This is a genomic window from Arsenicibacter rosenii (assembly GCF_001870735.1).
Classification (GTDB): domain Bacteria; phylum Bacteroidota; class Bacteroidia; order Cytophagales; family Spirosomataceae; genus Arsenicibacter; species Arsenicibacter rosenii.
Window position 1 is genome coordinate 125,513 of sequence record NZ_MORL01000006.1, and the last position, 23,682, is coordinate 149,194.

Annotated in this window: 24 protein-coding genes and 3 pseudogenes; 21 read left to right on the plus strand and 6 right to left on the minus strand. The window is 52.1% G+C overall.

Features of this window, described 5'->3' with window-relative positions; translation table 11 throughout:
• Positions 1 to 67: 67 nt before the first annotated feature.
• Entirely contained in the window at positions 68 to 799 is a 732-nt protein-coding gene (gene lptB / locus BLX24_RS13510) for an LPS export ABC transporter ATP-binding protein (RefSeq protein ID WP_071503687.1), read from the minus strand.
• Between the two features lie 202 nt (positions 800 to 1,001).
• On the minus strand, positions 1,002 to 2,744 hold the full coding sequence (gene recJ, locus BLX24_RS13515; RefSeq protein WP_071503688.1) for a single-stranded-DNA-specific exonuclease RecJ: 1,743 nt from the start codon (positions 2,742 to 2,744) through the stop codon (positions 1,002 to 1,004).
• A gap of 42 nt (positions 2,745 to 2,786) precedes the next feature.
• Here recJ and BLX24_RS13520 point away from each other — a divergent pair, with 42 nt between their 5' ends.
• The 9 genes and pseudogenes from BLX24_RS13520 to xrtN all read left to right on the plus strand — a co-directional run bounded on the left by BLX24_RS13520 (position 2,787) and on the right by xrtN (position 8,530).
• On the plus strand, positions 2,787 to 3,209 hold the full coding sequence (locus BLX24_RS13520; protein ID WP_083421963.1) for a DUF2141 domain-containing protein: 423 nt from the start codon (positions 2,787 to 2,789) through the stop codon (positions 3,207 to 3,209).
• Between the two features lie 211 nt (positions 3,210 to 3,420).
• Entirely contained in the window at positions 3,421 to 4,008 is a 588-nt protein-coding gene (locus BLX24_RS13525; protein ID WP_071503689.1) for a hypothetical protein, read from the plus strand.
• 181 nt (positions 4,009 to 4,189) lie between these two features.
• Positions 4,190 to 4,813, plus strand: coding sequence for a DUF1361 domain-containing protein (locus BLX24_RS13530; protein WP_229201796.1), 624 nt, complete (start codon positions 4,190 to 4,192; stop codon positions 4,811 to 4,813).
• Positions 4,814 to 4,834: 21 nt separating this feature from the next.
• Positions 4,835 to 5,215, plus strand: a complete 381-nt coding sequence (locus tag BLX24_RS13535; protein WP_071503691.1) for a diacylglycerol kinase family protein — start codon at positions 4,835 to 4,837, stop codon at positions 5,213 to 5,215.
• Positions 5,216 to 5,218: 3 nt separating this feature from the next.
• Positions 5,219 to 5,884 carry a hypothetical protein gene (locus BLX24_RS13540; RefSeq protein ID WP_071503692.1) on the plus strand — a complete coding sequence of 222 codons (666 nt, stop codon included), beginning with the start codon at positions 5,219 to 5,221 and terminating at the stop codon, positions 5,882 to 5,884.
• A gap of 32 nt (positions 5,885 to 5,916) precedes the next feature.
• A complete protein-coding gene (locus BLX24_RS13545; RefSeq protein ID WP_071503693.1) occupies positions 5,917 to 6,216 on the plus strand; it encodes a winged helix-turn-helix domain-containing protein in 300 nt (99 codons plus the stop codon).
• Between the two features lie 153 nt (positions 6,217 to 6,369).
• Positions 6,370 to 7,245: a hypothetical protein gene (locus BLX24_RS13550; RefSeq protein ID WP_071503694.1), complete on the plus strand. Its 876-nt coding sequence runs from the start codon at positions 6,370 to 6,372 to the stop codon at positions 7,243 to 7,245.
• Positions 7,197 to 7,418: pseudogene (locus BLX24_RS32130) on the plus strand (hypothetical protein); the annotation flags it as partial. The gene BLX24_RS13550 and the pseudogene BLX24_RS32130, both read left to right, overlap by 49 nt.
• Positions 7,415 to 8,530 carry an exosortase N gene (xrtN, locus tag BLX24_RS13560; RefSeq protein WP_071503696.1) on the plus strand — a complete coding sequence of 372 codons (1,116 nt, stop codon included), beginning with the start codon at positions 7,415 to 7,417 and terminating at the stop codon, positions 8,528 to 8,530. The pseudogene BLX24_RS32130 and the gene xrtN, both read left to right, overlap by 4 nt.
• On the opposite strand, the gene BLX24_RS13565 is transcribed toward xrtN, so the two are convergent.
• Positions 8,511 to 9,095: a SprB repeat-containing protein gene (locus BLX24_RS13565; RefSeq protein WP_177225833.1), complete on the minus strand. Its 585-nt coding sequence runs from the start codon at positions 9,093 to 9,095 to the stop codon at positions 8,511 to 8,513. The two genes, xrtN and BLX24_RS13565, sit on opposite strands and share 20 nt — an antisense overlap.
• Positions 9,096 to 9,596: 501 nt before the next feature.
• Between BLX24_RS13565 and BLX24_RS13570 the strand changes: the two genes are divergently transcribed.
• Positions 9,597 to 10,595, plus strand: a complete 999-nt coding sequence (locus BLX24_RS13570; protein ID WP_083421965.1) for an aminodeoxychorismate synthase component I — start codon at positions 9,597 to 9,599, stop codon at positions 10,593 to 10,595.
• A gap of 93 nt (positions 10,596 to 10,688) precedes the next feature.
• Here the strand turns inward: BLX24_RS13570 and BLX24_RS32685 are convergent, their stop codons facing one another.
• Both BLX24_RS32685 and BLX24_RS13575 read right to left on the minus strand, forming a co-directional pair.
• Positions 10,689 to 10,847 carry a hypothetical protein gene (locus BLX24_RS32685; protein WP_177225834.1) on the minus strand — a complete coding sequence of 53 codons (159 nt, stop codon included), beginning with the start codon at positions 10,845 to 10,847 and terminating at the stop codon, positions 10,689 to 10,691.
• A gap of 187 nt (positions 10,848 to 11,034) precedes the next feature.
• Complete coding sequence (locus BLX24_RS13575; RefSeq protein ID WP_177225835.1) at positions 11,035 to 12,549, minus strand: PAS domain-containing sensor histidine kinase; 1,515 nt, start codon at positions 12,547 to 12,549, stop codon at positions 11,035 to 11,037.
• 222 nt (positions 12,550 to 12,771) lie between these two features.
• On the opposite strand from BLX24_RS13575, the gene BLX24_RS13580 reads away from it, so the two are divergent.
• From BLX24_RS13580 to BLX24_RS13595, 4 genes are all read left to right on the plus strand, one after another.
• Positions 12,772 to 14,787 (plus strand): alpha/beta hydrolase domain-containing protein, encoded by a 2,016-nt coding sequence (locus tag BLX24_RS13580; protein ID WP_083421966.1) that lies wholly within the window; start codon positions 12,772 to 12,774, stop codon positions 14,785 to 14,787.
• A 12-nt stretch (positions 14,788 to 14,799) separates the two neighbouring features.
• Complete coding sequence (locus tag BLX24_RS13585) at positions 14,800 to 15,123, plus strand: hypothetical protein (protein ID WP_143092666.1); 324 nt, start codon at positions 14,800 to 14,802, stop codon at positions 15,121 to 15,123.
• On the plus strand, positions 15,120 to 15,533 hold the full coding sequence (locus tag BLX24_RS13590; protein WP_071503700.1) for a type II toxin-antitoxin system VapC family toxin: 414 nt from the start codon (positions 15,120 to 15,122) through the stop codon (positions 15,531 to 15,533). The genes BLX24_RS13585 and BLX24_RS13590 overlap by 4 nt, the downstream gene beginning before the upstream one ends.
• A 69-nt stretch (positions 15,534 to 15,602) precedes the next feature.
• The gene (locus BLX24_RS13595) at positions 15,603 to 16,961 is read left to right on the plus strand and encodes an NAD-dependent succinate-semialdehyde dehydrogenase (protein WP_071503701.1); all 1,359 of its coding nucleotides are present in this window, start codon (positions 15,603 to 15,605) and stop codon (positions 16,959 to 16,961) included.
• A 43-nt stretch (positions 16,962 to 17,004) separates the two neighbouring features.
• Here BLX24_RS13595 and BLX24_RS13600 read toward each other — a convergent pair whose 3' ends face one another.
• Positions 17,005 to 17,337, minus strand: coding sequence for a hypothetical protein (locus BLX24_RS13600; RefSeq protein ID WP_071503702.1), 333 nt, complete (start codon positions 17,335 to 17,337; stop codon positions 17,005 to 17,007).
• A 250-nt stretch (positions 17,338 to 17,587) separates the two neighbouring features.
• On the opposite strand from BLX24_RS13600, the gene BLX24_RS13605 reads away from it, so the two are divergent.
• The 7 genes and pseudogenes from BLX24_RS13605 to BLX24_RS13630 all read left to right on the plus strand — a co-directional run bounded on the left by BLX24_RS13605 (position 17,588) and on the right by BLX24_RS13630 (position 23,645).
• Positions 17,588 to 18,748 (plus strand): sensor histidine kinase, encoded by a 1,161-nt coding sequence (locus BLX24_RS13605; protein WP_071503703.1) that lies wholly within the window; start codon positions 17,588 to 17,590, stop codon positions 18,746 to 18,748.
• Position 18,749: 1 nt separating this feature from the next.
• Positions 18,750 to 19,466 (plus strand): LytR/AlgR family response regulator transcription factor, encoded by a 717-nt coding sequence (locus BLX24_RS13610; RefSeq protein WP_071503704.1) that lies wholly within the window; start codon positions 18,750 to 18,752, stop codon positions 19,464 to 19,466.
• 196 nt (positions 19,467 to 19,662) lie between these two features.
• Positions 19,663 to 20,931 carry a hypothetical protein gene (locus tag BLX24_RS13615; RefSeq protein WP_071503705.1) on the plus strand — a complete coding sequence of 423 codons (1,269 nt, stop codon included), beginning with the start codon at positions 19,663 to 19,665 and terminating at the stop codon, positions 20,929 to 20,931.
• A gap of 7 nt (positions 20,932 to 20,938) precedes the next feature.
• Positions 20,939 to 21,946 (plus strand): Gfo/Idh/MocA family protein, encoded by a 1,008-nt coding sequence (locus BLX24_RS13620; RefSeq protein WP_071503706.1) that lies wholly within the window; start codon positions 20,939 to 20,941, stop codon positions 21,944 to 21,946.
• Between the two features lie 3 nt (positions 21,947 to 21,949).
• Positions 21,950 to 22,186 (plus strand): annotated as a pseudogene (locus BLX24_RS34060) (LbetaH domain-containing protein); the annotation flags it as partial.
• A 78-nt stretch (positions 22,187 to 22,264) separates the two neighbouring features.
• A pseudogene (locus BLX24_RS34065) lies at positions 22,265 to 22,426 on the plus strand (N-acetyltransferase); the annotation flags it as partial.
• Between the two features lie 109 nt (positions 22,427 to 22,535).
• Positions 22,536 to 23,645, plus strand: coding sequence for a DegT/DnrJ/EryC1/StrS family aminotransferase (locus tag BLX24_RS13630; RefSeq protein ID WP_071503708.1), 1,110 nt, complete (start codon positions 22,536 to 22,538; stop codon positions 23,643 to 23,645).
• Positions 23,646 to 23,682: the final 37 nt, after the last annotated feature.

The window sequence follows — 23,682 nt, forward strand, 5'->3', positions numbered from 1 at the left end:
GGTGCGTGATCGCATCGGCCGGTGTTTCTGGCAGCGCTGGTCTGGCTTAATCGTCGGGATTAAGCGCTTAAATTTTACGTTTCAACTCAAAATGCTGACCCAGATACAGGCGGCGCACTTCGGGGTCACTTGCCAGTTCTTCGGCAGAGCCCTGTTTCAGAATCCGGCCCTCAAACAGCAGGTAGGCCCGGTCGGTAATCGACAGGGTTTCGTTTACGTTGTGGTCGGTGATCAGGATACCGATGTTCCGGTGTTTTAACCGGGCAACAATACTCTGGATATCTTCAACCGCAATCGGATCGACCCCCGCAAACGGTTCATCGAGCAGGATAAATTTAGGGTCAACGGCCAGTGCCCTGGCAATCTCTGTCCGCCGGCGTTCCCCGCCCGACAGCACTTTTCCCTTGTTTTTCCGGACATGGTTCAGGCTGAATTCATCGAGCAGCTCCTGTACTTTTGCCTTGCGCCCGGCTTTAGGCGAGTTCGTCATTTCCAGCACGGCAAGGATGTTTTCCTCGACCGTCAGATCCCGGAACACCGATGCTTCCTGCGCCAGATAGCCAACCCCCAGCCGGGCACGCTTGTACATGGGCAGGGAGGTAATATCCTGATCGTCAATGTATACTTTGCCGCTGTTGGGCTTGATCAGGCCCGTAGCCATATAAAACGATGTGGTTTTACCGGCGCCGTTCGGCCCGAGCAAGCCAACGATTTCGCCCTGTCCGACCTGGTACGAGACATTGTTGTTGACCAGACGGGCTCCGTATTTTTTTATCAGATTTTCGGTTCGGAGTATCATTCAGCTTTTGTTGTTATCACGAAGCGTATCGTAGTATTGGGTTGGGCAAATTACCATATCAATGGATACGGACCTCGTATACAAACGTTTCTTAATCTTTTTTAACGATAAACGTTTTATTCCTGCAAAGATGCACTCTTTCACGCAGTCGGGCAGACATTTTATTGTCAAATTACCTTATTATCGTCCGGAATGAACGTCATTATAACTCCGCTACCCGAATGTCTTTCAACATCAGCTGCAAGGTTGTGTTCCCGTTGTAGGTATTCTCATCGAGCTGATAACAGATCGAGAACGGTTGCTGCGATGACAGTTCCGGAGCATAATGGGCCATCCCGAATCCTACCGCCGTGTAGGTATTATCAGAACCCTTTTGGCGCAGAATCAGTTTCAGGTGTTTTTCCTTCATGATAATCGGCTGCTGAGCCAGATACACCGCTTCCGTCGTGAATACCGGCTGGAGATTCTGCGGCCCGAAAGGTGCCATCTGTTTCAGAATCCGGTAAAACTTACCATCAATCTGGTCAAGATCAATGGTCAGGTCAATCTTGATCATAGGCGTCAACATTTCCTCATCAATACGTTGGGCCACTACCTCTTCAAACCGTTTCTGAAACGCAGGAAGGTTCTCTTCCGACAGGGTCAGACCGGCCGCAAAGGTGTGTCCGCCAAACTGTTCGAGCAAATCAGCACACTCCTCAATGGCTTCGTACACATCAAATCCCGGCACCGACCGCGCCGACCCCGCCAGTTTATTGTGCGACTGGGTAAGGATAATGGTCGGGCGATGGAAATGCTCGATACACCGCGACGCCACAATGCCAATAACGCCCTTGTGCCAGGTGGCATCGTATAAGACCGTACTTTTGGCATGGACCAGCTCCTCATTGCCGCGAATCATGGCCAGTGCCTGTTCGGTCATGCTGGAATCGTATTGGCGGCGGCTGTTGTTATTCTCGTTGATCTCAAAAGCCGCCTGTTCGGCTTCTTCGTCGGTTTCGGCCAGCAGCAGCTGAACCGCCGCCCTGGCGTGCTTGATCCGTCCGGCAGCATTAATCCGCGGGCCGATGCCGAAGACTACACTATTGATATCCAGCTCACGGTTCAGACCGGCAATCTTAATGAGGGCTTTCAGGCCCGGGCGGCTGGTTTTGTTCAATACTTTCAGTCCATAGTAGGCCAATACGCGATTTTCGCCCGTGATCGGCACAATGTCGGCCGCAATACTAACCGCCAGCAGGTCTAAAAAATTATATAAGTCCCCGACCGGAATGTTCTGAAAAATGCAGTAAGCTTGTAAGAGTTTAAAGCCGACACCACAACCCGTCAGTTCGTTATACGGGTAAGAACAATCGTCGCGCTTGGGGTCCAGCACCGCCGCCGCATCGGGCAGTTCGTCGCCGGGACGGTGGTGGTCGCAAATGATGAAATCAATGCCGAGTGCACGGGCTTCGGCCACGCGGTCAACCGATTTGATGCCGCAGTCCAGGGCAACGATCAGGGAGAAGTCATGGTCGGCAGCCCATTGTACACCCGCCTGCGAAATGCCGTATCCTTCCTTGTAGCGGTCAGGAATGTAGAAGTCGGTATTGGCGTAGAAGGTGCGCAGAAAGCCGTAAAAAAGCGCTACCGAAGTGGTGCCGTCGACATCGTAGTCGCCGTAGACCAGAATTTTCTCCTGCCGGAGAATGGCCATAGTCAGCCGCTGCACCGCGCGGTCCATGTCTTGCATCAGAAACGGATCGTGCAGATGGCTGATGTCGGGCCGGAAAAAAAGCCGGGCCTCATCAAACGAACAGACGCCCCGCTGTACCAGCAGTCCGGCCAGAATCGGACTGATACCGAGCGTCTGAACCAGATGTTGGATAAACGACTGTTGTTCCGGGGTATCAGGAAGCGGACTTTTTATCCAGCGCTTGCGCCTGGGTTCTGGCTGTGCAATCATAATTGTAAATTAATATCGTTTTTAAATAAACCGTCTCGCCGTATGCTTTTTTTTCAATTACTGGCCTGCTATGTCAGTCTCTCCGGACCCCCGGTTCAGGCACCCGCAAAAAGTAGCTTAACTGTCGATGTACACAATATCAAAGAGCTGTCCGGAAATATCAGTGTGGCTGTGTTTAAGCCCTGTGAGAAATTTCCCGACTGTAAGCCTGTTGATGGAAAACGTATTGACGTCAAAAAAAATCGCATACAGGTTTCATTTGATGTGGAGCCCGGCGAATATGCCGTTGCGGTCTATCACGACGTCAACGACAATGGGAAGTTAGACAAAAAACTGTTCGGAATCCCTAAAGAGCCTTACGGCTTCAGTAATAACTACCGGCCGCTGGTTTCGGCGCCGTCCTTCAAAGACTGCCGGATTTCGGTTGGGACGGGCGATACGGCCATTTCGATCAAACTGCTGTAAACTTTTTTGAGTTTCACTGTGGTTCCGGACGGTCTTTGCACCGGAACCGAACGGATTAGTGACGGGTTTCCATTGCCTAAGTTGACGGCATAACCGCCCGCAAATCCGTCCGGAATTAGCTACCTTGCCAGTCTATTGAGCGGCCGCCGTCCGGTAATTGAGCGGAAATGTTGCCTCATAAGCAGCACGGCAACTTATAAATTCAGCATAGATGAAGACAAAACGTTGGCTATGGATATTGGTGTTGACGGGCCTGATGGCTGCCTGTATCCCTGACTTTATTTTACGGGATCCCGATTGGGTGGTGCTGAAAAAGGGGGCCCATGAGCCATTTCCCCGCCGGAAAGAAGGGACGCTGATTAAGCCACGCTTATTATTTGCTACGGTTACCTTCGACAGTTCCTGTATTTATACCCTCGACGGCGGCAATCAGCAGGATTGGAACAAGCTCATTGGCTTTGGTTTTGTCGGGTCGAAAAATCAGAGCATTTACAAGCCGCCGCATCGCGTTGATGGCGTACGGATCGGCTGGCGCTGGAATCCGGCCACGCAACGGATCGAGCTCGGGTCGTATGTATACAAGGCCGGTGTCCTGCAAACGAAGATGCTGAAAGCGGTAAAGATTAACGAACCGGTTGATGTAAGCATCAAAGTTGATTACAACCGGAAAGTCTACAACGTGATGGATCTGGAAGAAATTACCTACGATCACGACAAGTCAATTGTTATGCGTACCGGTGTTTATTTCGGCGGTCAGGAGGTTGCTCCGCACGACATGCGCATCCGGATTTCGGAGTAAACGTTTACCCCGCTAACTATTTTTTTGCGGTTTTTCTTGACTTAGCCATAAAAATCCAGCTTACTTTGTGAATCAAAGTACTTTTGTGCTTATGCAGATACTCACACTACTTCCCCCGCGCATACTGAGACCGATTGTGATCACACCCGTATCGGGCAGGGGTTTGCGCGCGCTCCTGATTATGACCATCATCGGATTAGGGCTGGTGACCATGCGGGGCGTACTGACACATAACTGGTGGTTTTTTTACATGTTGTGCTGGAATGGAGCCCTGGCCTGGTTTCCGCTGGGTGTTATACTGGTATTGCGGGATCTGCTGGCTTCCCGTGCCCTGCGTTCGTGGATGGCCGGGCCGTTTCTGCTGCTTTGGCTGGTTTTTCTGCCAAATGCGCCATACATCATTACGGATCTGTTTCATATTCAGCATATTCAGTCGCCGTTACTCTGGTTTGATACCATGACAATCTTTCTGTTTGCCGTAACGGGGCTGCTGACAGGATTATACTCAACCCTGCTGGTACACCGGCTGGTTGTTCAGCGTGCCGGCACGTTACTGACCTGGCTCTGTATGCTGGGGTGTCAGGTATTGTCGGGCTTCGGTATTTATCTGGGCCGCTGGATCCGGCTAAACAGCTGGGATTTGCTGACTACGCCGGCTATGCTGGCCAGGGCGGTTTATGAAGCCCTGCACAACACCCTGAGTCTGAAGCTGACGATCATTTACGGGCTGGTGCTGGCCGGTCTGTACATTGCGTTTTATCTCTTCAGTGAAGACGAAACCCGCAAAAAGGTTAAGCAGGCCTGACGTAACCGCCTGACCTGCCGTATGATTAATCTGTTGAAAGTGGTTCGCAGTTTCCGGTTTGCCGGAGCCGGTATCCTGGCCCTGTTTCGCTACGAGAACAATGCCCGGGTGCATCTGCTGGCCGCCTCCGGCGTGGTGGCCGTAAGCTTCTGGCTGCAACTGAACCGCATCGAATGGGCGATTATTCTGACACAAATCGGATTGGTATGGGCCGCCGAAGGTGTCAATACAGCCATCGAAAAACTATGTGATCTGGTATCACCCGGCTATCACCCGCAGGTAAAAGCCATCAAGGATTTGTCGGCCGGCGCCGTGCTGCTTGTGGTTTTGGTTGCGGTGGTGGTAGGGAGCCTCTTAATCGGAATGAAACTGTATACCCGTTTCCAGCTATTTTTTTCTTAAATCATGTACGAGACCCGCGAACATCTACAGACCTTAACCGAAATCCGCAGCCTGATGGAGCGCTCATCGAAATTTTTGTCGTTGAGTGGTTTGTCCGGCGTTTTTGCCGGCGTGGTAGCCCTGATGGGTGCTGCTGCCGTATACTGGCGGCTGGATTTGCATTATACGGCGTATACTTCCTACGACGGAACACAGATCCTGTTTTCCGATGCCAAACAGGATATTGTCCGTTTCCTGATGCTGGACGGGTTCATTGTTTTGCTGGTAGCCCTGATCGGCGGCTCCCTGTTTACGATCCGGAAAGCACGCAAACAGGGAATGAGTATCTGGAATACAACATCTAAACGCCTGTTGCAGGCTTTGTTTACACCCTTACTGGCAGGGGGCGTGTTTTGTCTCGGGCTGATTCACCACGACCTGATCTGGCTGGTCTTTCCGGCTACCCTGGTGTTCTATGGTCTTGCCCTGCTGAGTGCCAGCCGGTATACCGTCCGGGATTTGCATTATCTCGGGATCTGCGAAATTGTACTGGGCTTGCTGAGTTTGTTTCTAACAGGGTATAGCCTGCTGACCTGGGCCTTCGGATTCGGCGTTCTGCATATTGTTTACGGGATGGTTATGTACTTTAAATACGATGCTAAACCAGAAAACGAAACCGGAGTAATTTGATTCAGAATGCCGGTTTTTTGTACTTTTGACAGATGAAAGATTTGCTTGCACAGTTTAACAAAGCCTTTGAAAGCAAAGCACGGTTGAGTATCATGTCGGTATTGCTGGTGAATGAGTCGCTGAGTTTCAACGCGCTCAAAGAACTGCTGCAACTGACAGACGGCAACCTTGCCACGCATTTGCGGGCGCTCGAGGAGGCAGGCTATCTTCTGATTTCCAAGCAGTTTGTTGGCCGGAAACCCAACACCACCTACACTGCCACGGAAGCGGGCCGCCAGGCATTTGCTGATCACCTGAACAGCCTTGAGTCCTTTATCAAAGGGCTGGGATAAGGCTGGCCATAAAACGCCCCCGCATGGCAGGCCCCAAAAGGTCGTGTCAGCTTAATTCGTCGCTTTTTCAATTACGTACTTCCTGCCACCCCGGCTTTCTGTGTCTGCGTGGCTAAATTTTTTCTCATTTAACTTTGAAATACAAAGTACTTTGTGAAATCAAATGTTGAGCTGATTGATAAACCGTGCATTCACTCGCAGGCCCCTGTACAAACCATTCCGGATGCGCCGCAACCGGAGATTTTCGGGAAACGCACAGCCTGGCTGCGCCCCTTTGACCAGGCATCGTTCCGGGGCGGGGTTGCGCTGCTGATCACGTCGTTGCTGATTACGGTCGTCATGAACTGGCAGGAAGACAGCCTGGCGCACAATTTCAGGGAAATTGCCTTTATGGTGCAGTATGGAATGACGGTTGTTTTCAGCGTTCATTTGCTTTGGCAAGGGCATGTGCGTCTGCGGGAGCTTCCGGCAGAGAGCCGGCCTGTGCGCTGGCTGGGCCTGCTGCTCTGGCTGATCAGCGCCTTTGCATTGAACCGGCTAATGGTTGTTTTTCAGGCCTCAACGCTCTGGTTACAGGTGATGCTGGTTGTCTCAGGGGGAGCCATGGTCGCTCATACGTGGCAGGAGCAGATGCCCGTCCGGATGCAGCAGGTGTTGTATCTGGTACTGGCCGGATGCTGGTGGCTTTTTGTCTACGCCGCCTTTTACCTGACAGAACTGTATCTGGTCAGCTTACCTGGGATACTGGTATTCGGGGTCACGTTTCACACGTTTGTGCCGCTGCTGATTGCCTGGGTCATCGGGAAGCGGTTATGGATTGACTATGAAGCTCAGGAGCACCTGCGGCCGGCAGTCCGGATCGGGCTGGTGCTGCCCGTTCTGATTGTTTGGGGCTTTTTAGCCATGTGGGGCAGACAGACAGAGCGGCTTGAGGGGGCGAAAACGGCATTGGTCATGCGGCAGACCGAAGACCTGCCCGAATGGCTGAGGCAGAGCAGGCCAATATCCTCTCGCCGGTGTCTAGTCTGATTGTGCTGGAAACAGAGCAGGACTACAACCGGTTTGGCATCAAACGGGATCAAACGGGACTCGACAACGCTACTCTGAAAAACGAAGGGGCCGTACCTGAACCCCACGAATGGGCCTTGCTGATTGCCTGCCTGTTGTGTGTATTTCTTGTCCGTCGCCTGACCATACCATGATAACGTTTGATCTGACAACCATCCTCGCCCTGGTGCTGTTCGTTTTGGGGTTACGGACGCACTGGTGGCCGAGGTTGCTAACGCTTCTGCTCCTGTCGCCTGCCTTGCTGTATGTGCTGACGGTTTTTGGCTTCGACATCCGGTTACAGCTGAGTCATTGGGCCGGTGGATTGCTGCAATTAGCCGGGTTTGATGTCCAGGTTACGGGAAACGTCCTGATCCGCGGATCGGGGTCAGGGCATCCTGTCGCCATGTCGGTTGATCCTGCCTGTGCGGGACTGCACATGACGGGCGTGTCGGTACTGGCAGGCGCATACTGGCTCATGCAGTACGAAACCCGCCTCCGCCGCCGGTTGAACCGCGTCCGGATTGGCTTGCTGGCCGCTACCATCTTCGGATTAACGCTGGTAAGCAACCTGCTGCGCATTCTGGTGCTGGTTTTATTGGGTATCGGGCCCGACACATGGCTACACGATCTGGTGGGGCTGGTCTGTATTGTTGGGTATACATGGCTGCCCGCGTGGTGGCTGATTTCCCGCGCGGTCCGCCGTTTTGGCCGGGAAGCGCACCCGGGTCAGACAACGCAACCCGGATGGGCAATTGCCCTGTTGATACTGGGCATAGGGATAAAATGGATTACCGGACTACCGGAAACGGTAGACAGGAAACAACTGGAAGCAGTAGCGGGGGAGTGGCGGAGCCAGGGTTTTACCGGCGCCACCTTACCGAATCAGTTCATGAAACTGGAGAAGCCGGGTTATTTAGTGTATCTCAAACCCGTATCGAACTGGTGGAGTGCCGAGCATAGTCCGGCGGTTTGCTGGCGGGGGAGCGGCTATGTGTTGCAGCTTATTGAGGAAAGCCATTGGCGGGGGCGGCCGTGCTACCGGGCTGTCTTACAAAAATCCGATCCCGGCACGCAGCAACCAGGGGGGAGTGCGCTCTATACATACTGGTGGTTTTCCAATGGCCGTGAGCAAACGATCAGCCAGATCGCTTTCCGCTGGAAAATGCTGTGGGGAGCACCTGATTATGTGCTGGTCAATGTGACTATGGATGGGTCGGGCAGGCAGATTGCCCTGAATGCCCCGCTTAGCGCAGCCGGCGAATAGTAATCGGTACGCAGACCGAAGTCTGGCATTGGCAACTGGTTGCGGGTAAAGCCGCTGTTACGTCAGTAAAACACCCCCGCTCATTGAACACACGGACGGTATAGGCCTGCGTAGCCGCCGGATTCGGCTGGTTGCGGTTAATGATTCCGTCGGCAGGAATAACGGGCAGCGTGCCGGGCGCATCGGCACTGCCGGTATAGGTCGCCCCCTGCGAGAAATCATACCGGTCGGTGGCACTGAAACTGGCCAGCACCAGCTGGCCGTCCTGATTGGCAGCTCCACCGGCACACGTAGCAGCGATGGTCCGGAAGGTAGGCTCTGGGCTGATGCCCGGATCGATGCTGACACTTAACGTCTGGCTGGTATTTACCGCATCGGTAACCGTAACACTGTAGGTGCCTGCGGCCAGTGTGGTGCGGTTCTGTGTGGTAATCCCATCGCTCCAGTTGTATTGATACGGTTCATAGCCCCCCAGAATGTATAACGAAATGGCCCCTGTGGAGTCATTTTTACACCGGATGTTTTGAGACGAATATAAAATCTCAAACTGCTCGGCAGGTAACAAAAATAAGGAGTCATTGTTGGTCTGGCCTCCTGCCGGCTCCGTCTGAGCCAGTAACGTAATTGGAAAAAACCAATATACCAGAAGACAAAAATACCTTTCGGGTACTTTTGTTTTAAACAATGTCATTTTAATTTTTATGGGTTAGATAAAACACACAACACATACCTGACAGCCGCTAACTTGTTTTAAATCGTTGAGCTGATAGATAACACTGACCAAAATCTGTGCTATAGTACTGAGGTTTTATTAAGTTTCTTAAAATCAATTACTTGCATTAATGAAATTGTCAACATTTTTTCCAGAAAATAGAATAAAGTCTCAGTGAGAAAGTTAATAATTGGAAAAAATTAAATTGACTTTGTCTATATAGAGACGTCATAAGTGCATAACGGTCACCTTTTTGTGATATAATAAATCAAGTAGTAACCTAAACGGATAGAGAAGCAGGGGAACTAACAGCTGACCCGGCAACTTATAGGAATACGCGAAGAAACTCAGTTTATGACATTGCTTGATCAGGCCATAGCGCAGATGAACGAGTATGGGAGCCGACGGGAACCCTTCTTTTTTATGTTTGATTTTGCCTTGGAAAAACCGCTGGTTATCCCTGCTGAACGCATACATGAAAATGAGATTTTATTTATGTTCAACGGGCGGGGCAATGCCAGTGATATCGTACCTGAAAACGACGTTGAGATTAGCTTCCGCCGCTCGCCGGTCCGGTTTGAGCAGTATTCCGAAGCCTTTAAGTATGTAATCTGCCAGATTCGGGCCGGTAATTCGTTTCTGGTCAATCTTTCTGCACCGACGGCGATTGCCACAAATGCCTCGCTCGATGCATTGTTCCGGTTGAGTACTGCCCGCTATAAGCTTCGTTTCCGGAATGAGTTCGTTTGCTTTTCGCCCGAAATTTTTGTGCAGATACAGGGCAACCGGATTGCGTCGTTTCCAATGAAAGGCACTATTGACGCATCATTGCCGGATGCGGCCACCCGCATTCTGGCCGATCCGAAAGAAGCCGCCGAACATGCTACCATCGTCGATCTGATCCGGAATGACATCAGTCAGATCGCTGACAAGGTCTGGGTAGAGCGCTACCGGTATCTGGAAGAAGTAAAGACGCAGCGCGGCAGCCTGTTGCAGGTCAGTTCAGAAATTGCCGGTCTGTTGCCCGGAAACTGGCCCGATCGGCTCGGAGATCTGTTTCTGAAACTATTGCCTGCCGGTTCAATCAGTGGCGCGCCTAAACCGAAAACACTGGAAATTATCCGGACGGCTGAGTGGTATGATCGTGGTTATTACACCGGTGTGGCTGGTTATTTCGATGGCCGGAACCTGGACAGCGGCGTACTGATCCGGTTTATTGAGCAGCAGGAAAACGGGCTGGTGTTTAAAAGCGGAGGGGGGATTACCGCCCAAAGTGACGTATACGCCGAGTACCAGGAACTGATTGATAAGGTTTATCTGCCGATTCCGCACCGCGAATCGGTAACCACATAAAAAAACGCACCGGTATCGAATGAGCCTTCTGCTGGCTATCCGCACCGATGCGTCTATTTGTCGATCCGTCGGTTGCCCGACAGACCGGCACTATTAATCGTCTCCGCCGATTGACAGGCTTGTGCCGATGGCAGCGAAGTCAAAAATTTCAGTCACATTGGCCAGGTTCAGGAAGCTACCGCCTTGTGTTTCGATCATTTCCTGATTGTTCATTTCCTGTACTTCGAGTTGATCCGGATTCAGCGTTTTCATAACAATAAAATGGTTGAGTTATTTGCCTGCTCGATACGCTTTTCGGCTTCCGCGCCCCATCCGTGAGCGCAATTTCCGAAGGAGCGCTTTCTGCCGTTTGGTTGATACAAAGTTGGCAGGAAAAAGCGTACGTCCTGATAACCACCTGTTATGGCTTTATAGCAATGCGTTATAAAAATATAACCGCTTACTTTACCGGTGTCTGCGGCAGATATAACGTAAAGGTTGCGCCCTCGCCGGGTTTTCCGCTGGCAGTGATCACCGCATTATGGTTATCCGCTACTTTCTTCACGATAGCCAGGCCAATACCCGTGCCGGCATACTGGCTTTTGCCGTGCAGCCGCTGAAAAAGCTCAAAAATGCGGTCGCCGTATTTTTCGTCGAAACCAATCCCGTTATCTTCAATAGTGATGGCGTAATAAACCTGATCGCGTTGCAATTCCGGCATCTGCGTGAGCTGATCGCTGGTGAGCAGGCGGCAGGTGATCGTAATATGCGGAGGAACCGGCTGGCCTTCCCGGGTTTCGCGGGTAAATTTCAGGGCATTCGAGAGCAGGTTATGAAAAAGTTGCTGCCACTGTAAAGGCTCCCCTTGAATGACGGGTAACCGATCAACGTGGATATCCGCCTGTTTTTCGGAAATAATGGACTCAAAGTCGCTCAGGACATCTTTTAGTAAACCGGAGAGGTCGATGGGTTTAGCCGTTTCCCGTTTCGTTGTCAGGCGGGAGTACGCCAGGAGGTCGCGGATAAAGACCTGCATCCGGCCCGCCGCTCCCTGCATCCGCCGGAGCAGGTCCTGTGCCTGGTTGTTGAGCTGGTCACCATATTGCGAAACCAGTAAATCCCCGAACGACTGTATTTTGCGGAGTGGCTCCTGTAAATCGTGCGAGGCCGTGTAGGCAAACTGCTGCAGGTTTTCGTTTGATTTCATCAGTTGCTTGAGCAGATACGCCTGCTGATCCTGCACCTGTTTGAAATCGTCGATATTCAGAAGCCACGCCAGGAGGCCGTCGCCGAGTTTAGATACCGAAATATCGAAAAAGTGATTGTGAAATTCGTATTCCAGATCGAAGGTAGTATCGTTCTCAACCACGTTGATGAGTCTGTCAAAAATGGGGGTGAGCTGAAGGGCCGGGTTGATTTCAAGCAGGGTATAGACCCGGTCTGTTAACGACTCTGCTTCGGTTTGATTAACGGCGGCTCTGTTCCAGAAAACGGGTTTGAAATCAATGATCCGGTGTTCTTCGTTTCTGACGGCTTCGTAGATAACCAACCCGTTGCGGGCAGAATGAAACACGCTGTTAAGCATTGCTTTCTGTGTTTCCAGCTCATGTAAAATCGCTTTGGTTGCCGTTACGTCGGTCGTGGTCTGAACAATATAAGGGCCCTGTTTCGTGAGCCGGACATCGTAATGGTTTTTCCGGGTTGGATCAAAAAACTCAAAATGGGCAGATGGTTTGCGGTTACTGGCCAGCTCGGTGAGGAAGGTAAACAGGGGGCCGTTACGGTCGACCAGCGGCATAGACAGCAAGCGTTGCCCGACGATATCTTCGGGGGTTAAGTTGATGGTTTGCGCAGCTGCCGGATTGCAGAGTACAATATGAAAATCGTCAACGTCTCCATTTTCCTGCCAAAGGGTTTGATAAAGTGTAATCCCGGTCGCCGTCCCGTAAATCGCCTGCTGAAAAGGATCTGTCAAGGCTTCGGTTTGGGCTTGAAAGAGGTCATTATTTACCATCGAAACTAGTAATCAGTGTACGGCTAATTCATAAAATTAATGGAAGCGCTATCGTTTTTGTACGTGTGCAGCGATAATCTTAGTGAGTGGGAAAATGATTTTTGTATATAAAAAAACGGTACTAACGGCGTTTAGAGCAGATTTCGTGCAGATTAAGTAAGTTGCGGAAAAAAAACTGACCTTATGATTTTCCGGATCGTTACGCTTTTAACCTGCTTCTTTCTTACATTAACGGCCTGGGCGCGCGTGTCCAGAGTCGATATTCAGAACCGGTCTCTGGTGCTGAATGGCAAAGCCTTTGGGGCGGCCGGTGCCTATGAGCGATTGGCCGGCAAGGTCTGGTTTACGGTATCTCCCGATAATCCGCATAACAAAATCATCGCCGATCTGGCCAGGGCTCCCCGCAACGCGGTCGGCGAGGTCGAATACTCTGCCAATTTTTACATCTTACGTCCGCAGGTGGCTGCCAAAGGCAACGGCACGGCGCTGGTCGAAATTTCGAACCGTGGCGGTAAAGGAGCACTTTCCTTTTTTAATATGGGTGGCGGTTCCCGGAATCCTGAAACAGAAGACCAGTTCGGCGACGGTTTTCTGATGAATCAGGGATTTACAGTGGTCTGGATCGGCTGGCAGTATGACACGCCCGATGCCGACTATGCCCTGAAGCTGATCGCACCCGTTGCCACCGAAGCGGGCCGCACCATTACCGGCCTGGCCCGAACCGACATTGTCTTGCCGGCCAAAGCATATCATACCACGCTGGGCCACCGCGGACAGCTGGCTCAGCCGGTTCTTGATCCCAACAGTCCCGACGCGACGCTGACTGTCCGGTCAACGGTTTTGGGCGAGCGTACCACTATTCCACGGTCGGAGTGGGGGTTTGGGCAGCTGGAAAACGGAGCGATTAAGCCGGATCCAACCTCGGTGTATCTGAAAAATGGCTTTGAACCGGGGAAAATTTACGAAGTTGTCTGGCCGGTAGCCAATCCGGCGGTGGCGGGTCTGGGACTGGCGGCTGTCCGCGATTTCGTCTCTTATCTGAAAAACGAAGCCACCTCAGTAGCACCGGTATCGAAGGCGATCGGCTTCGGTATTTCGCAGTCGGGGCGATACCTGCGCCACTTTATCTATGAGGGCTTCAATGCCGATGAACAGGGCCGGAAAGTGTTCGACGGGGTGAATAACCACGTTGGCGGGGCGGGTATGGGTACGTTTAATCACCGGTTTGCGGAGCCGTCGCGCGATGGTACGCCGTTTTATTCCTTGTTTTTCCCGGTCGACGTGTTTCCGTTTACCGATGCTGACCAGACCGATGCAGAAACGGGGCAGACCGACGGCCTTCTGAAACGGGCGACGGCGGAAGGCGTTGTGCCGAAACTGTTCCATACATACACCTCTTACGAGTATTACGGGCGGGTGGCGTCCCTGCTCCACACGACGGGCGACGGTACTGCGGATGCTACCTTGCCGGCTGATGTCCGGATCTATTTCTTTGCCGGGAGCCAGCACTTTCCGACACCGGTATTACCCAATAAAACGTCGTTGCTCCCCAACAATACCGTCACGCATCAGGCAACCCCTAACGACCTGCGGTATGGGATGCGGGCGTTGCTGATGGCCATGCAGCGCTGGATAACCGACGGAACCGAGCCACCGGTCAGCCGTTACCCGCGAATTGATAAAGGGTCGCTGGTAGCGGTTGACGCCGTCCGGTTTCCGGCGATTCCGAACGTGGTGCATCCGAAAACGATCCGTTATACTTACCGCGTTGATTATGGCCCCGACTATGGCGACCGAAAGATTATTGCCAACCAGCCGCCGAAGGTTGGCAAAGCCTACGGCGTGAAGGTGCCGCAGGTAGATGCAGACGGCAACGAGCTCGATGGGCTCCGGATGCCGGAAGGTATGGTGCCGCTGGGGACGTATACCGGCTGGAATCAACGCAACCCGGCCACGGGGTCGCCCGAGCAACTGACGGACTTTTACGGATCCTACTTCCCGTTTGCGAAAACAAAAGCGGCGAAGGTTGCCGGTGATCCGCGTAAATCCATTGCCGAACGCTATAAAAATGAGGCCGACTATCTGAACAAACTGACTAAAGCCGCCAATGACCTGGTGAAGGGAGGCTACCTGTTGCCGCAGGACCTGCCGGCCGTCCGCCAGCGGGGCCAGATCTTCTGGAAATGGCATATGGAGTAGGGATGCTGACGGGTGACTATCCCATTGTTTGCCCGTCAGAATAATGGTAAATTAGAACGCTGGTTTGATTTCGGGCGTTATCAGAAGAAAGGAGGGCATATGACACGTATTATCACCATTGAAACACAAAACGATCAGGATTTTGATCTGGTAAAGGGGCTTGCCGAACGCATGGGTTTACATACGCAGGTTGGGCTTTCTGCCATAGATGAAATTGATCAGAAGGCTGCTTTTGAGAAATTCGTTGGCAGCTGGCAGGGTGAAGAAACCGGTGACGAACTGGTTGACATGATTTATAGCGCCCGGAATGACAAGGGACGGGACATTGAACTATGATCTATTTACTCGATACCAACATCTGCATTCACCTTTTTAAAGGTGACCAGAAATTAGCAGATAAGGTCAACTCGGTAGGGCTCCACAATTGTTATCTATCTGAAATAACGGTTGTGGAGTTACTATTTGGAGTAGAGAACAGTTCTCTTTCCCGACGTCACGAAAATCTCAGCAATGTCAATTGGCTAAGAAGAGCTTTTTCGGATCGTACATTATTGATAGGTACATGCTTCTACGAATACGCCCGACAGAAGACAATCCTTAAGCGTATGGGCAGGCCGGTCAGCGACTTTGATTTGTTGATCGGTGCAACAGCGATTGCACATGGCCTGACGTTAGTGACCAGGAACACCCGTGATTTCAGCAACTTGCAGGGAATCGTTTTGGAAAACTGGATTGATACACCCTGACAGGTATCGAACAAACCCGCACGGCCTGCCGTTACCAGTTTGTCAGCTACAAGGCTGATACACTCCTGTATGAAAACGTTTCAGACTATTAATCCATATACCCTCGAAACCCTTCACGAATACACAGAAGAAACGCCGGAACAGGTGACCCGCCGGCTCGATCTGGCCGCAGCGGCTCAGCCGACCTGGGCGGCCCTGACCTTTTCGGAGCGGGCCCGGTGCTTTCGTGAACTTGCGGTTTACCTGCGTACCCACAAAGACCGGCTGGCAGCGCTCATGACGGCCGAAATGGGAAAAATACTCCGTGAGTCAGTAGCGGAAATTGAAAAATGTGCCGGTCAGTGTGATCACTATGCCGAACACGCGGAGCAACTGCTGGCTACCGATCTGATTGCAACGGAGGCCCGCAAAAGCATGGTGGTATATGAGCCGGTAGGCATTGTACTGGCTATTATGCCCTGGAATTTTCCGTACTGGCAGGTATTCCGGTATTCGGTACCGGCGCTAATGGCAGGCAACGTCACGATCCTGAAACACGCCCCGAATGTCTTTGGCAGCGCCGTGGCGATTGAGGAGGCTTACCGCGCTGCCGGTTTTCCCGAAGGTATTTTTCAGTCCGTCATTGCCGATACAAACGCCGTTGAACAACTGCTGACCGATGACCGTGTGGGTATGGTGACCCTCACAGGCAGCGAACGCGCCGGTTCGGCGGTGGCTGCTCTGGCGGGAAAAAATATCAAAAAATCGGTGATGGAGCTGGGTGGCAGCGATCCGCTGATTGTGTTGCAGGATGCCGATCTGGAAAAAGCGGCCGACGCGGCTGTGCAGTCGCGGATGAGCAATGCCGGGCAGGTCTGTATTGCCGCGAAACGCTTTTTGGTCGAAAAGCCGGTAAAGGAGGCTTTCACCGCGCTGATAAAAGCGCGCATCGGAGAACTGGTTCAGGGTGACCCGACGGCTCCCGAAACGGCCGTTGGCCCCGTTGCGCGGCTGGATCTGGCCGAAACGCTGGAAAAACAACTACAGGCTGCGCTGGCCGAAGGGGCCACGTTACTGGTTGGCGGCAAACGCGATCAGTGCAACTTCCAGCCGACATTGCTGGATGCTGTCAGCCCCGAATCGACCGTATTCCGCGAAGAAACGTTCGGGCCGCTGGCGGCCATTACGGAGGTCGCCGACGTTGAAGAGGCTGTCCGGCTGGCTAACGATTCGCGGTACGGGCTGAGCGCGGCTATCTGGACAGCCGATCTGTCAAAGGCCGAACAACTGAGCCGCCGGTTGCAGGTAGGCAGCGTGTTTGTCAACGCCGTGGCAAAATCTGATTCGCGGTTGCCAATCGGCGGCGTGAAAAAATCGGGTTATGGCCGTGAGCTATCCGAAGCCGGCATTAAAGATTTCTGCGTTACCAAAACGATTTATATTGCCTGATCAAAGGGGCCGGTGCCGCACACAACGCACCGGCCATCTATGCTTACTTCTTTAGTTCCAGCGCCACCAGCTTCGGCTCATTGAACTGACCGGCTTTGGCTTGTTCCATTACTTTCTCCAGTACGGCGTTCAGGCGTTCCTGCGTTTGTTCGCGGCGGATATTCAGACGGCGGGGCAACGTTTCCTGATAAACAACCTGTAAGTTGTCGTTGTAAAACCGGACCAGGCTTTGCCGGTTGGCCGGTGAGGTTTCCACTACCCAGAAACCGGATGCCGGATAAATCCGTGGTCTGGCCGGCCGGGCGATGGATACCGAAACCAGTGTCAGGCAGAAAAAAGCGGATAAAAGCAGACGGAAGCGGTTTTGTGTTGTCATGTTGTTTCCTGTTTAAGGAGGAGTATTTGTTGTTTGTCGGGTCAAAAATCAGCACGTCTGTAATACGAAACCACGGATTTCGCCCGTTGGGCTGTGCCTGCCGACCGACAGCCGGAAACCGTCGCTGAATGCCGCTGATCGTCTGCTGCCGCTGTTCGGCGACGAATGCCCGCCGTTTGTCTACAAACCGCTGATAGAGTGGTTAAACTGTTGCTGTTTGGCTACCTTTAAGGCACAAAAGCACTCCGGTATGCAACTTTTCAACCACAATTTTGTCTTCTCCGGCCAGCCGCGTTACCGGCTGCAACGACATGGCTTATTCTGGAGCATGGCGTGGTTATACTGTACGGTGCTGTATGGGTTTCTGCCCATGAGTATCTGGCTGGAAAAAGGCGTTCCGGTCGGACGGGCTTTGATCCGAAGCTATGTAGTGTCGGGCATTGAGGCCTTTCTGTTTTTGCCATCCCATATGTTTCTGGCCTACGGTATCATCTATGTGCTTTTTCCGCGTTACCTGAACCCCAACCGCTACCTGCATCTGGTCTTTGGCATCCTGATCCTGATGGTGCTTACCTCGGTGCTGTCGACCGTCACGGTTCAGTGGATTGTCGCTCCGCTGCGGCTTGTAATGGGAACGGGCCGCACACAGGGCATTTTCTTTTACTCCATGATGGCAGGGCTGCGGGGGGCTACCACGTTTGCCGGTTTTGCTACGGCTATTAAGCTGGCCAAAATCTGGTATACAAAACAGGAAGCCTATCAGGAAATCGAACGCGAAAAGCTACAGGCGGAGCTGCAGTTGCTGAAGTCGCAGGTCCATCCGCATTTCCTGTTCAACACGCTCAATAACCTGTATGCCTTGACGCTTCAGCGCTCCGAACAGTCACCGGCGGTGGTGCTGAAGCTTTCGGAGTTGCTGCGGTATATGCTGTATGAGTGCAATGCGGCCGAGGTACCGCTGAGCAAGGAGATTACCTTTCTGAAAAACTACATAGCGCTGGAGCAACTGCGCTATGGTAACCGGCTCGATATGTCGGTATCGATCAAGGGCGACTGGCCGCGCCGGCATATTGCCCCGCTCTTACTGATCCCGTTTCTGGAAAATGCGTTTAAACATGGCACGAGTCAGCAACTGGAACAGGCATGGATGCACCTCGATCTGAGTGTACAGGGTAATATCCTTAAATTTAAACTGATTAACAGCTGCGATACAGAACAGGAACAGACCGGTGAGGTGGGCGGCATCGGGCTTCAGAACGTAAGAAAACGCCTGAGTCTGCTTTATCCCGACCGGTATGAACTGCGGACTGTAGCCAGTGAAGAAACGTTTATGGTCATTTTAACGCTTGAACTAACGGACCGGCTGCGGGCATCGTCGCCGCTGGTTATTTTAGAACAGGAGGCTGCTTAATATGGGAACACGTTGCTTGTTGGTAGACGACGAACCGCCGGCATTAGCCATACTGGCGTCGTATGTTGATATGGTGGATGGACTGGAAATGGTCGGGACATGTCAGAATGCGGTACAGGCCTTCAGCGTGTTGCAGGAGCGGCCGGTCGATCTGCTGTTTCTGGATATTAACATGCCGAAGCTGCTGGGCACGGATTTCCTCCGTAGCCTGCGCAACCCGCCTAAAACGATCTTTACAACCGCGTACCGCGATTATGCCCTTGACGGCTATGAGCTCGATGTGGTCGATTACCTCCTGAAGCCCATTCCGTTCGACCGCTTTTTACGGGCGATTGCCAAGGTCATGAAAACCGAAGCAGTTGCCCCGCCCATACCGGCTGAGCGCGAAGCAGTCCCGCCCGCCAATGACGCGTTTCTGTATTTCCGCGCCGACCGGAAGATGGTCAAAATTTACCTGCATGACATCCTGTATGTGGAAAGTCTGAAGGATTACATCAAAATTGTGACCATAAGCCAGAAACCGCTGCTGGTAAAACAAACGATTTCGTCGGTGGAGGAGATGCTGCCGGAGACCGGTTTTCTGCGCATTCACCGGTCGTATATTATTGCGGTAAACAAAATATCGGCTTTCACGCCTGCCCACGTTGATATTGCAGGGGTTGAGTTGCCGATCGGGCGCTTATACCAGAAAGATGTCGGCCGTGTACTGAAAATCTGACCTTGGAAAACGCCTGCGTCCTGGTTACAGACAAAAAGTTATCGAACGTACAGATAGGACCATTATCAGGTTAAGCGGCTTACTTTAAGCGAATTTAACCCGAAAACTGATCTCTTTTTCCGGTAAACAAGGTTAGCGTATGTTCTAGGGATTATTGGTTTTATCTATAATTTTGCGCGGTACTAACTGGCGCAAAATGCCTGATTTCACGCAAATAGTTTATCAAAAAGCAGCGATTACGGCCGTATTGTCGCTGTTTATCTGGTTTCTCTGGACCTTCAGAGACCGGATTAATGTTGCTCCGCAGCAGCAGCCAATGGTTATATGGCTGGCCTTTATCGCGTTACGCATCCTGCCGTTCATTGCCGTTTACCTGGTATTTGACTACGACGCCCGTTCGGATGTCCACATGTTTTATGTTTCGGCACTCGATGCCTACAAACTGAAACTGGTATATAAAGATTTTGACTCGGCTTATTCGCCGGTATTTGCCTACCTGACGGCCTTACCCCTCATTTTCTGGAACAGTCCGAAGGCCATCATTCTGTTACTGATTCTGATTGAAGGCCTTACGCTGCAACTCACCTTCCGGCTGTATCAGAACGGGGGCGGGGTGCATTTTCGCGGCGATAACCCGTTTCATAAAGCCTTGATTTATTTGTTCTTACCGATTCCGTTTGTGTTGTCGGTGCTGAGCGGTCAGGAAGATTTACTGATGTGGCTGTTTGGGGTCATCTGTCTGCTGGTCTGGCGCGAGCGCAAAGACGATTTGTGGGTGGGTATCGTGCTCGGCATCGGGATGGTGGTTACCAAGGCCATTCTGATTCTGACACTGATCCCGGTCTTTTTTCTGGTCCGTAACCATATCCGGTATATCCTCGGATTGTTACTTGTCGGCGTACCGTCGCTGGCAATTATGTACTGGCTGGTGGGTATGGAGTTTCTGGAGCCGATTCAGCAGGCGAACGACCCCAGAACGCCGAACCTCTGGACCATTCTCCGGACCGCCATCGGGCCGATGGTGCCGCTGGGGGCTAAGATCCTGAACTGGGTCGGTCTGGTGTTAATACTGGGCTTTGCCGGTTTCTTAGGATTTTACTATCGGCAGCGTAACCGCTTTGCAGATGGCTTTGTGGCCTTGTGGGTTGTGACCTATGCGTTTATGATGATCGTACAGCAAAGTTCCCTTGCGAATTATGCCTACATCTTCATTTTGCCAATGCTTTTTGCCACCTTATCGTTCGATAAAAAATACCATTTGCTTGTCTTGCTTTTGTTTAATTTTACGGTCGTTGTTCAGCCACCCATCTGGTGGGGGATGAACATGCCACTATTCAAAAGCTTTGCTGATTTAGCGAATCCATGGGCACTGGCCGAGTATCTTCTCGAAATTGCCATTGTCGGGTGCCTGATCTGGGTGATTGTCACGCAGATACGATCATTCAGAGCTGTATTAACGAAATAAATCTATAATGCTACAAATCGGTTTAGTTGGTTACGGGTATTGGGGCATCAACCTGCTGCGTAACTTCATGAGTACCCCCCGTTGCACTGTCAAAACCGTTTGCGACCCACGTCCGGAGCGTCAGGCAATTGCTCAGCGTAATTTTCCATCGGTTGGTGTGACGGCCGATTTTAGCGATCTGCTCAATGACCCGGCTATTGATGCCGTCATCCTGGCAACGCCCGTTTTCTCGCACTATCCGCTGGCGAAACAGGCGCTGCTGGCCGGTAAACACGTGCTGGTCGAAAAACCGTTTACGGCTAGTGTCGCCCATGCCGAAGAACTCATTGAGCTGGCCGCACAGCAAAATAAGGTGATCATGGTCGATCATACCTTTCTCTACACGGGTTCGGTGCAGAAAATCAAGTCGTTATGTGATACCGGTGAAATCGGAAAATTACAATATTTCGACTCGACGCGGATCAACCTGGGCCTTTTCCAGTCCGATGTAAACGTTATCTGGGATCTTGCGCCGCACGATATTTCGATTCTGTTCCACCTGTATCCCGAGCGGCCGGTCAGCCTGAGCGCAACCGGTAAGGCCCACGCACTGAACAAAATCGAGAACATCGCCTACCTGACGCTGCACTACGGATCGGACTTTATTGCCCACTTCACCTGCTCCTGGATTTCGCCGCTGAAAGTGCGCCGGATTCTGATTGGCGGCGATAAGCGGATGGTATTATACGATGATGTTGAACCGACCGAAAAGGTAAAAATGTACAGCACCAGCTACGAGGTAAACCAATCGGAGCAGGAAAAACACAAAATGCTGATTGACTACCGCACCGGCGATATCTTTATCCCGAAAGTGGCTCAGAAAGAAGCACTTGCTGAAATGGCTGCCGATTTCGTCGCCTCAATCCTCGATGGAAAGCAACCGTTGGTCGACGGCCGGAAAGGCCTTGAAGTCGTGCGTGTGCTGGAAGCAGCTGAGGCATCGATTAAACAAAACGGGAAGGAAATCTTTTTATAACCCATGCAGATAGTAACCGAAAACTCACCCAAGCGCTCCCTGAACAATGTGCAGGTTGGCGAAGGCGTTAAAATATATGACTTTGTGAATGCCTACCACTGCTCAATCGACGACGGGTCGAAGGTAGGTACGTTTGTCGAAATCCAGAAAGGGGCGACAATCGGCAAAAACTGCAAGATTTCGAGCCACAGCTTTATCTGCGAAGGCGTTCATATTGAAGACAATGTCTTTCTGGGGCACAACGTCACCTTTATCAACGACCGGTTCCCGCGTGCCACCAATCCCGACGGATCTATCCAGACCGATGCCGACTGGACCATGGAAGAAACGTGGGTGAAGACCGGGGCGTCGATCGGCTCGAGTGTAACCATTCTGTGTGGCGTAACCATCGGCGAAGGTGCCATTGTCGGGGCCGGTTCAGTGGTTACCAAAGATGTGGCTCCTTATACCATCGTAGCCGGTAACCCCGCTAAGTTTTTAAAAGAAGTAACTAAGTAAAACCGGAACAGAAGCCTGCTGAACGCAGCTGATCCGGTGTATAACGATGCTGACGGGCCACGGCTCCGGAAGCGCAAACGCCTAACGAAACATGTTATCAACCATAGCTAAAATCCCCTGCCTCGATCTGAAAAAGCAGTATGCGCAAATTAAGGACGAGGTGCTGAAAGTTACCGAAGAGGTTTTCGAGTCGAATGCGTTTTCGGGTGGTCCGTATGTCGATGCCTTTGAGCAACACTTTGCCGACTATTGCGGCACACAGTATGCCATGGGCGTTAACAACGGTACCACGGCGCTACAGCTTGCCATGCTGGCGCTCGGCGTTGGTCCGGGCGATGAAGTAATCATTCCCGCCAATACGTTTATTGCCACGGCGTGGGGAGCTTCTCACGTAGGCGCAACGCCGGTTTTTGTCGATTGCGACCCCGATACGTGGGAAATCGACCCTGCTCAGATTGAGTGCCGCATTACCGAACGGACAAAAGTTATTGCCGGTGTACACCTCTACGGCCAACCTTTCGACGTGCAGGCAGTTAAAGCAATAGCGGACAGGTTCGGCCTGAAAATGATCGAAGATGCCGCCCAGGCGCACGGTGCCCGGTATAACGGTACCCGTGTCGGTGGGTTTGGTGAAATGGCCTGTTTCAGCTTCTACCCGGGCAAAAACCTGGGCGCGTATGGCGAGGCCGGTGGCATGACTACCAACGACAAAGCCTATTACGACCATGTACGGAGCCTGCGGAACCACGGTTGCCAGGTCCGGTACTACCACGATGAAGTGGGGTACAACATGCGTATGGACGGGTTGCAGGGCGCTATTCTGGACATCAAACTGCGGTATCTGGACGCGTGGAACGGCCGCCGGCAGGAGATTGCAAAGGCGTATCAGCAGGGCATTACCAATCCGGCGGTGAAGATGCAGAAGCAGCCGGAGTGGGCGGAGTCGGTCTATCACCTGTTTGTGGTAACGGTCGAAAACCGGGACGATTTTATGACGTACCTGAACGAAAACAACGTTTTTCCGGGGCTTCATTATCCCGTGCCTTGTCACCTGCAGAAGGCGTACCATAACCTGAGTTATCACCGGGGCGATTTCCCGCATTCGGAATACCTGGCCGATCATTGCCTGTCCTTGCCGATGTTTGCTGAGCTGACCGATGAGGAAGTGCAGCATGTGATCAACGTAATCAATAAGTATTAACCGAACGGCGCGGCCGGTTTACACAAAGCCGCCGCGC

Bases quoted from the DNA above. Each gene is read 5' to 3' on its own strand.
- lptB (WP_071503687.1), bottom strand. From the start codon at position 799: ATGATACTCCGAACCGAAAATCTGATAAAAAAATACGGAGCCCGTCTG.
- recJ (WP_071503688.1), bottom strand. From the start codon at position 2,744: ATGATTGCACAGCCAGAACCCAGGCGCAAGCGCTGGATAAAAAGTCCG.
- BLX24_RS13520 (WP_083421963.1), top strand. From the start codon at position 2,787: ATGCTTTTTTTTCAATTACTGGCCTGCTATGTCAGTCTCTCCGGACCC.
- BLX24_RS13525 (WP_071503689.1), top strand. From the start codon at position 3,421: ATGAAGACAAAACGTTGGCTATGGATATTGGTGTTGACGGGCCTGATG.
- BLX24_RS13530 (WP_229201796.1), top strand. From the start codon at position 4,190: ATGACCATCATCGGATTAGGGCTGGTGACCATGCGGGGCGTACTGACA.
- BLX24_RS13535 (WP_071503691.1), top strand. From the start codon at position 4,835: ATGATTAATCTGTTGAAAGTGGTTCGCAGTTTCCGGTTTGCCGGAGCC.
- BLX24_RS13540 (WP_071503692.1), top strand. From the start codon at position 5,219: ATGTACGAGACCCGCGAACATCTACAGACCTTAACCGAAATCCGCAGC.
- BLX24_RS13545 (WP_071503693.1), top strand. From the start codon at position 5,917: ATGAAAGATTTGCTTGCACAGTTTAACAAAGCCTTTGAAAGCAAAGCA.
- xrtN (WP_071503696.1), top strand. From the start codon at position 7,415: ATGATAACGTTTGATCTGACAACCATCCTCGCCCTGGTGCTGTTCGTT.
- BLX24_RS13570 (WP_083421965.1), top strand. From the start codon at position 9,597: ATGACATTGCTTGATCAGGCCATAGCGCAGATGAACGAGTATGGGAGC.
- BLX24_RS32685 (WP_177225834.1), bottom strand. From the start codon at position 10,847: ATGAAAACGCTGAATCCGGATCAACTCGAAGTACAGGAAATGAACAAT.
- BLX24_RS13580 (WP_083421966.1), top strand. From the start codon at position 12,772: ATGATTTTCCGGATCGTTACGCTTTTAACCTGCTTCTTTCTTACATTA.
- BLX24_RS13590 (WP_071503700.1), top strand. From the start codon at position 15,120: ATGATCTATTTACTCGATACCAACATCTGCATTCACCTTTTTAAAGGT.
- BLX24_RS13595 (WP_071503701.1), top strand. From the start codon at position 15,603: ATGAAAACGTTTCAGACTATTAATCCATATACCCTCGAAACCCTTCAC.
- BLX24_RS13600 (WP_071503702.1), bottom strand. From the start codon at position 17,337: ATGACAACACAAAACCGCTTCCGTCTGCTTTTATCCGCTTTTTTCTGC.
- BLX24_RS13605 (WP_071503703.1), top strand. From the start codon at position 17,588: ATGCAACTTTTCAACCACAATTTTGTCTTCTCCGGCCAGCCGCGTTAC.
- BLX24_RS13610 (WP_071503704.1), top strand. From the start codon at position 18,750: ATGGGAACACGTTGCTTGTTGGTAGACGACGAACCGCCGGCATTAGCC.
- BLX24_RS13615 (WP_071503705.1), top strand. From the start codon at position 19,663: ATGCCTGATTTCACGCAAATAGTTTATCAAAAAGCAGCGATTACGGCC.
- BLX24_RS13620 (WP_071503706.1), top strand. From the start codon at position 20,939: ATGCTACAAATCGGTTTAGTTGGTTACGGGTATTGGGGCATCAACCTG.
- BLX24_RS13630 (WP_071503708.1), top strand. From the start codon at position 22,536: ATGTTATCAACCATAGCTAAAATCCCCTGCCTCGATCTGAAAAAGCAG.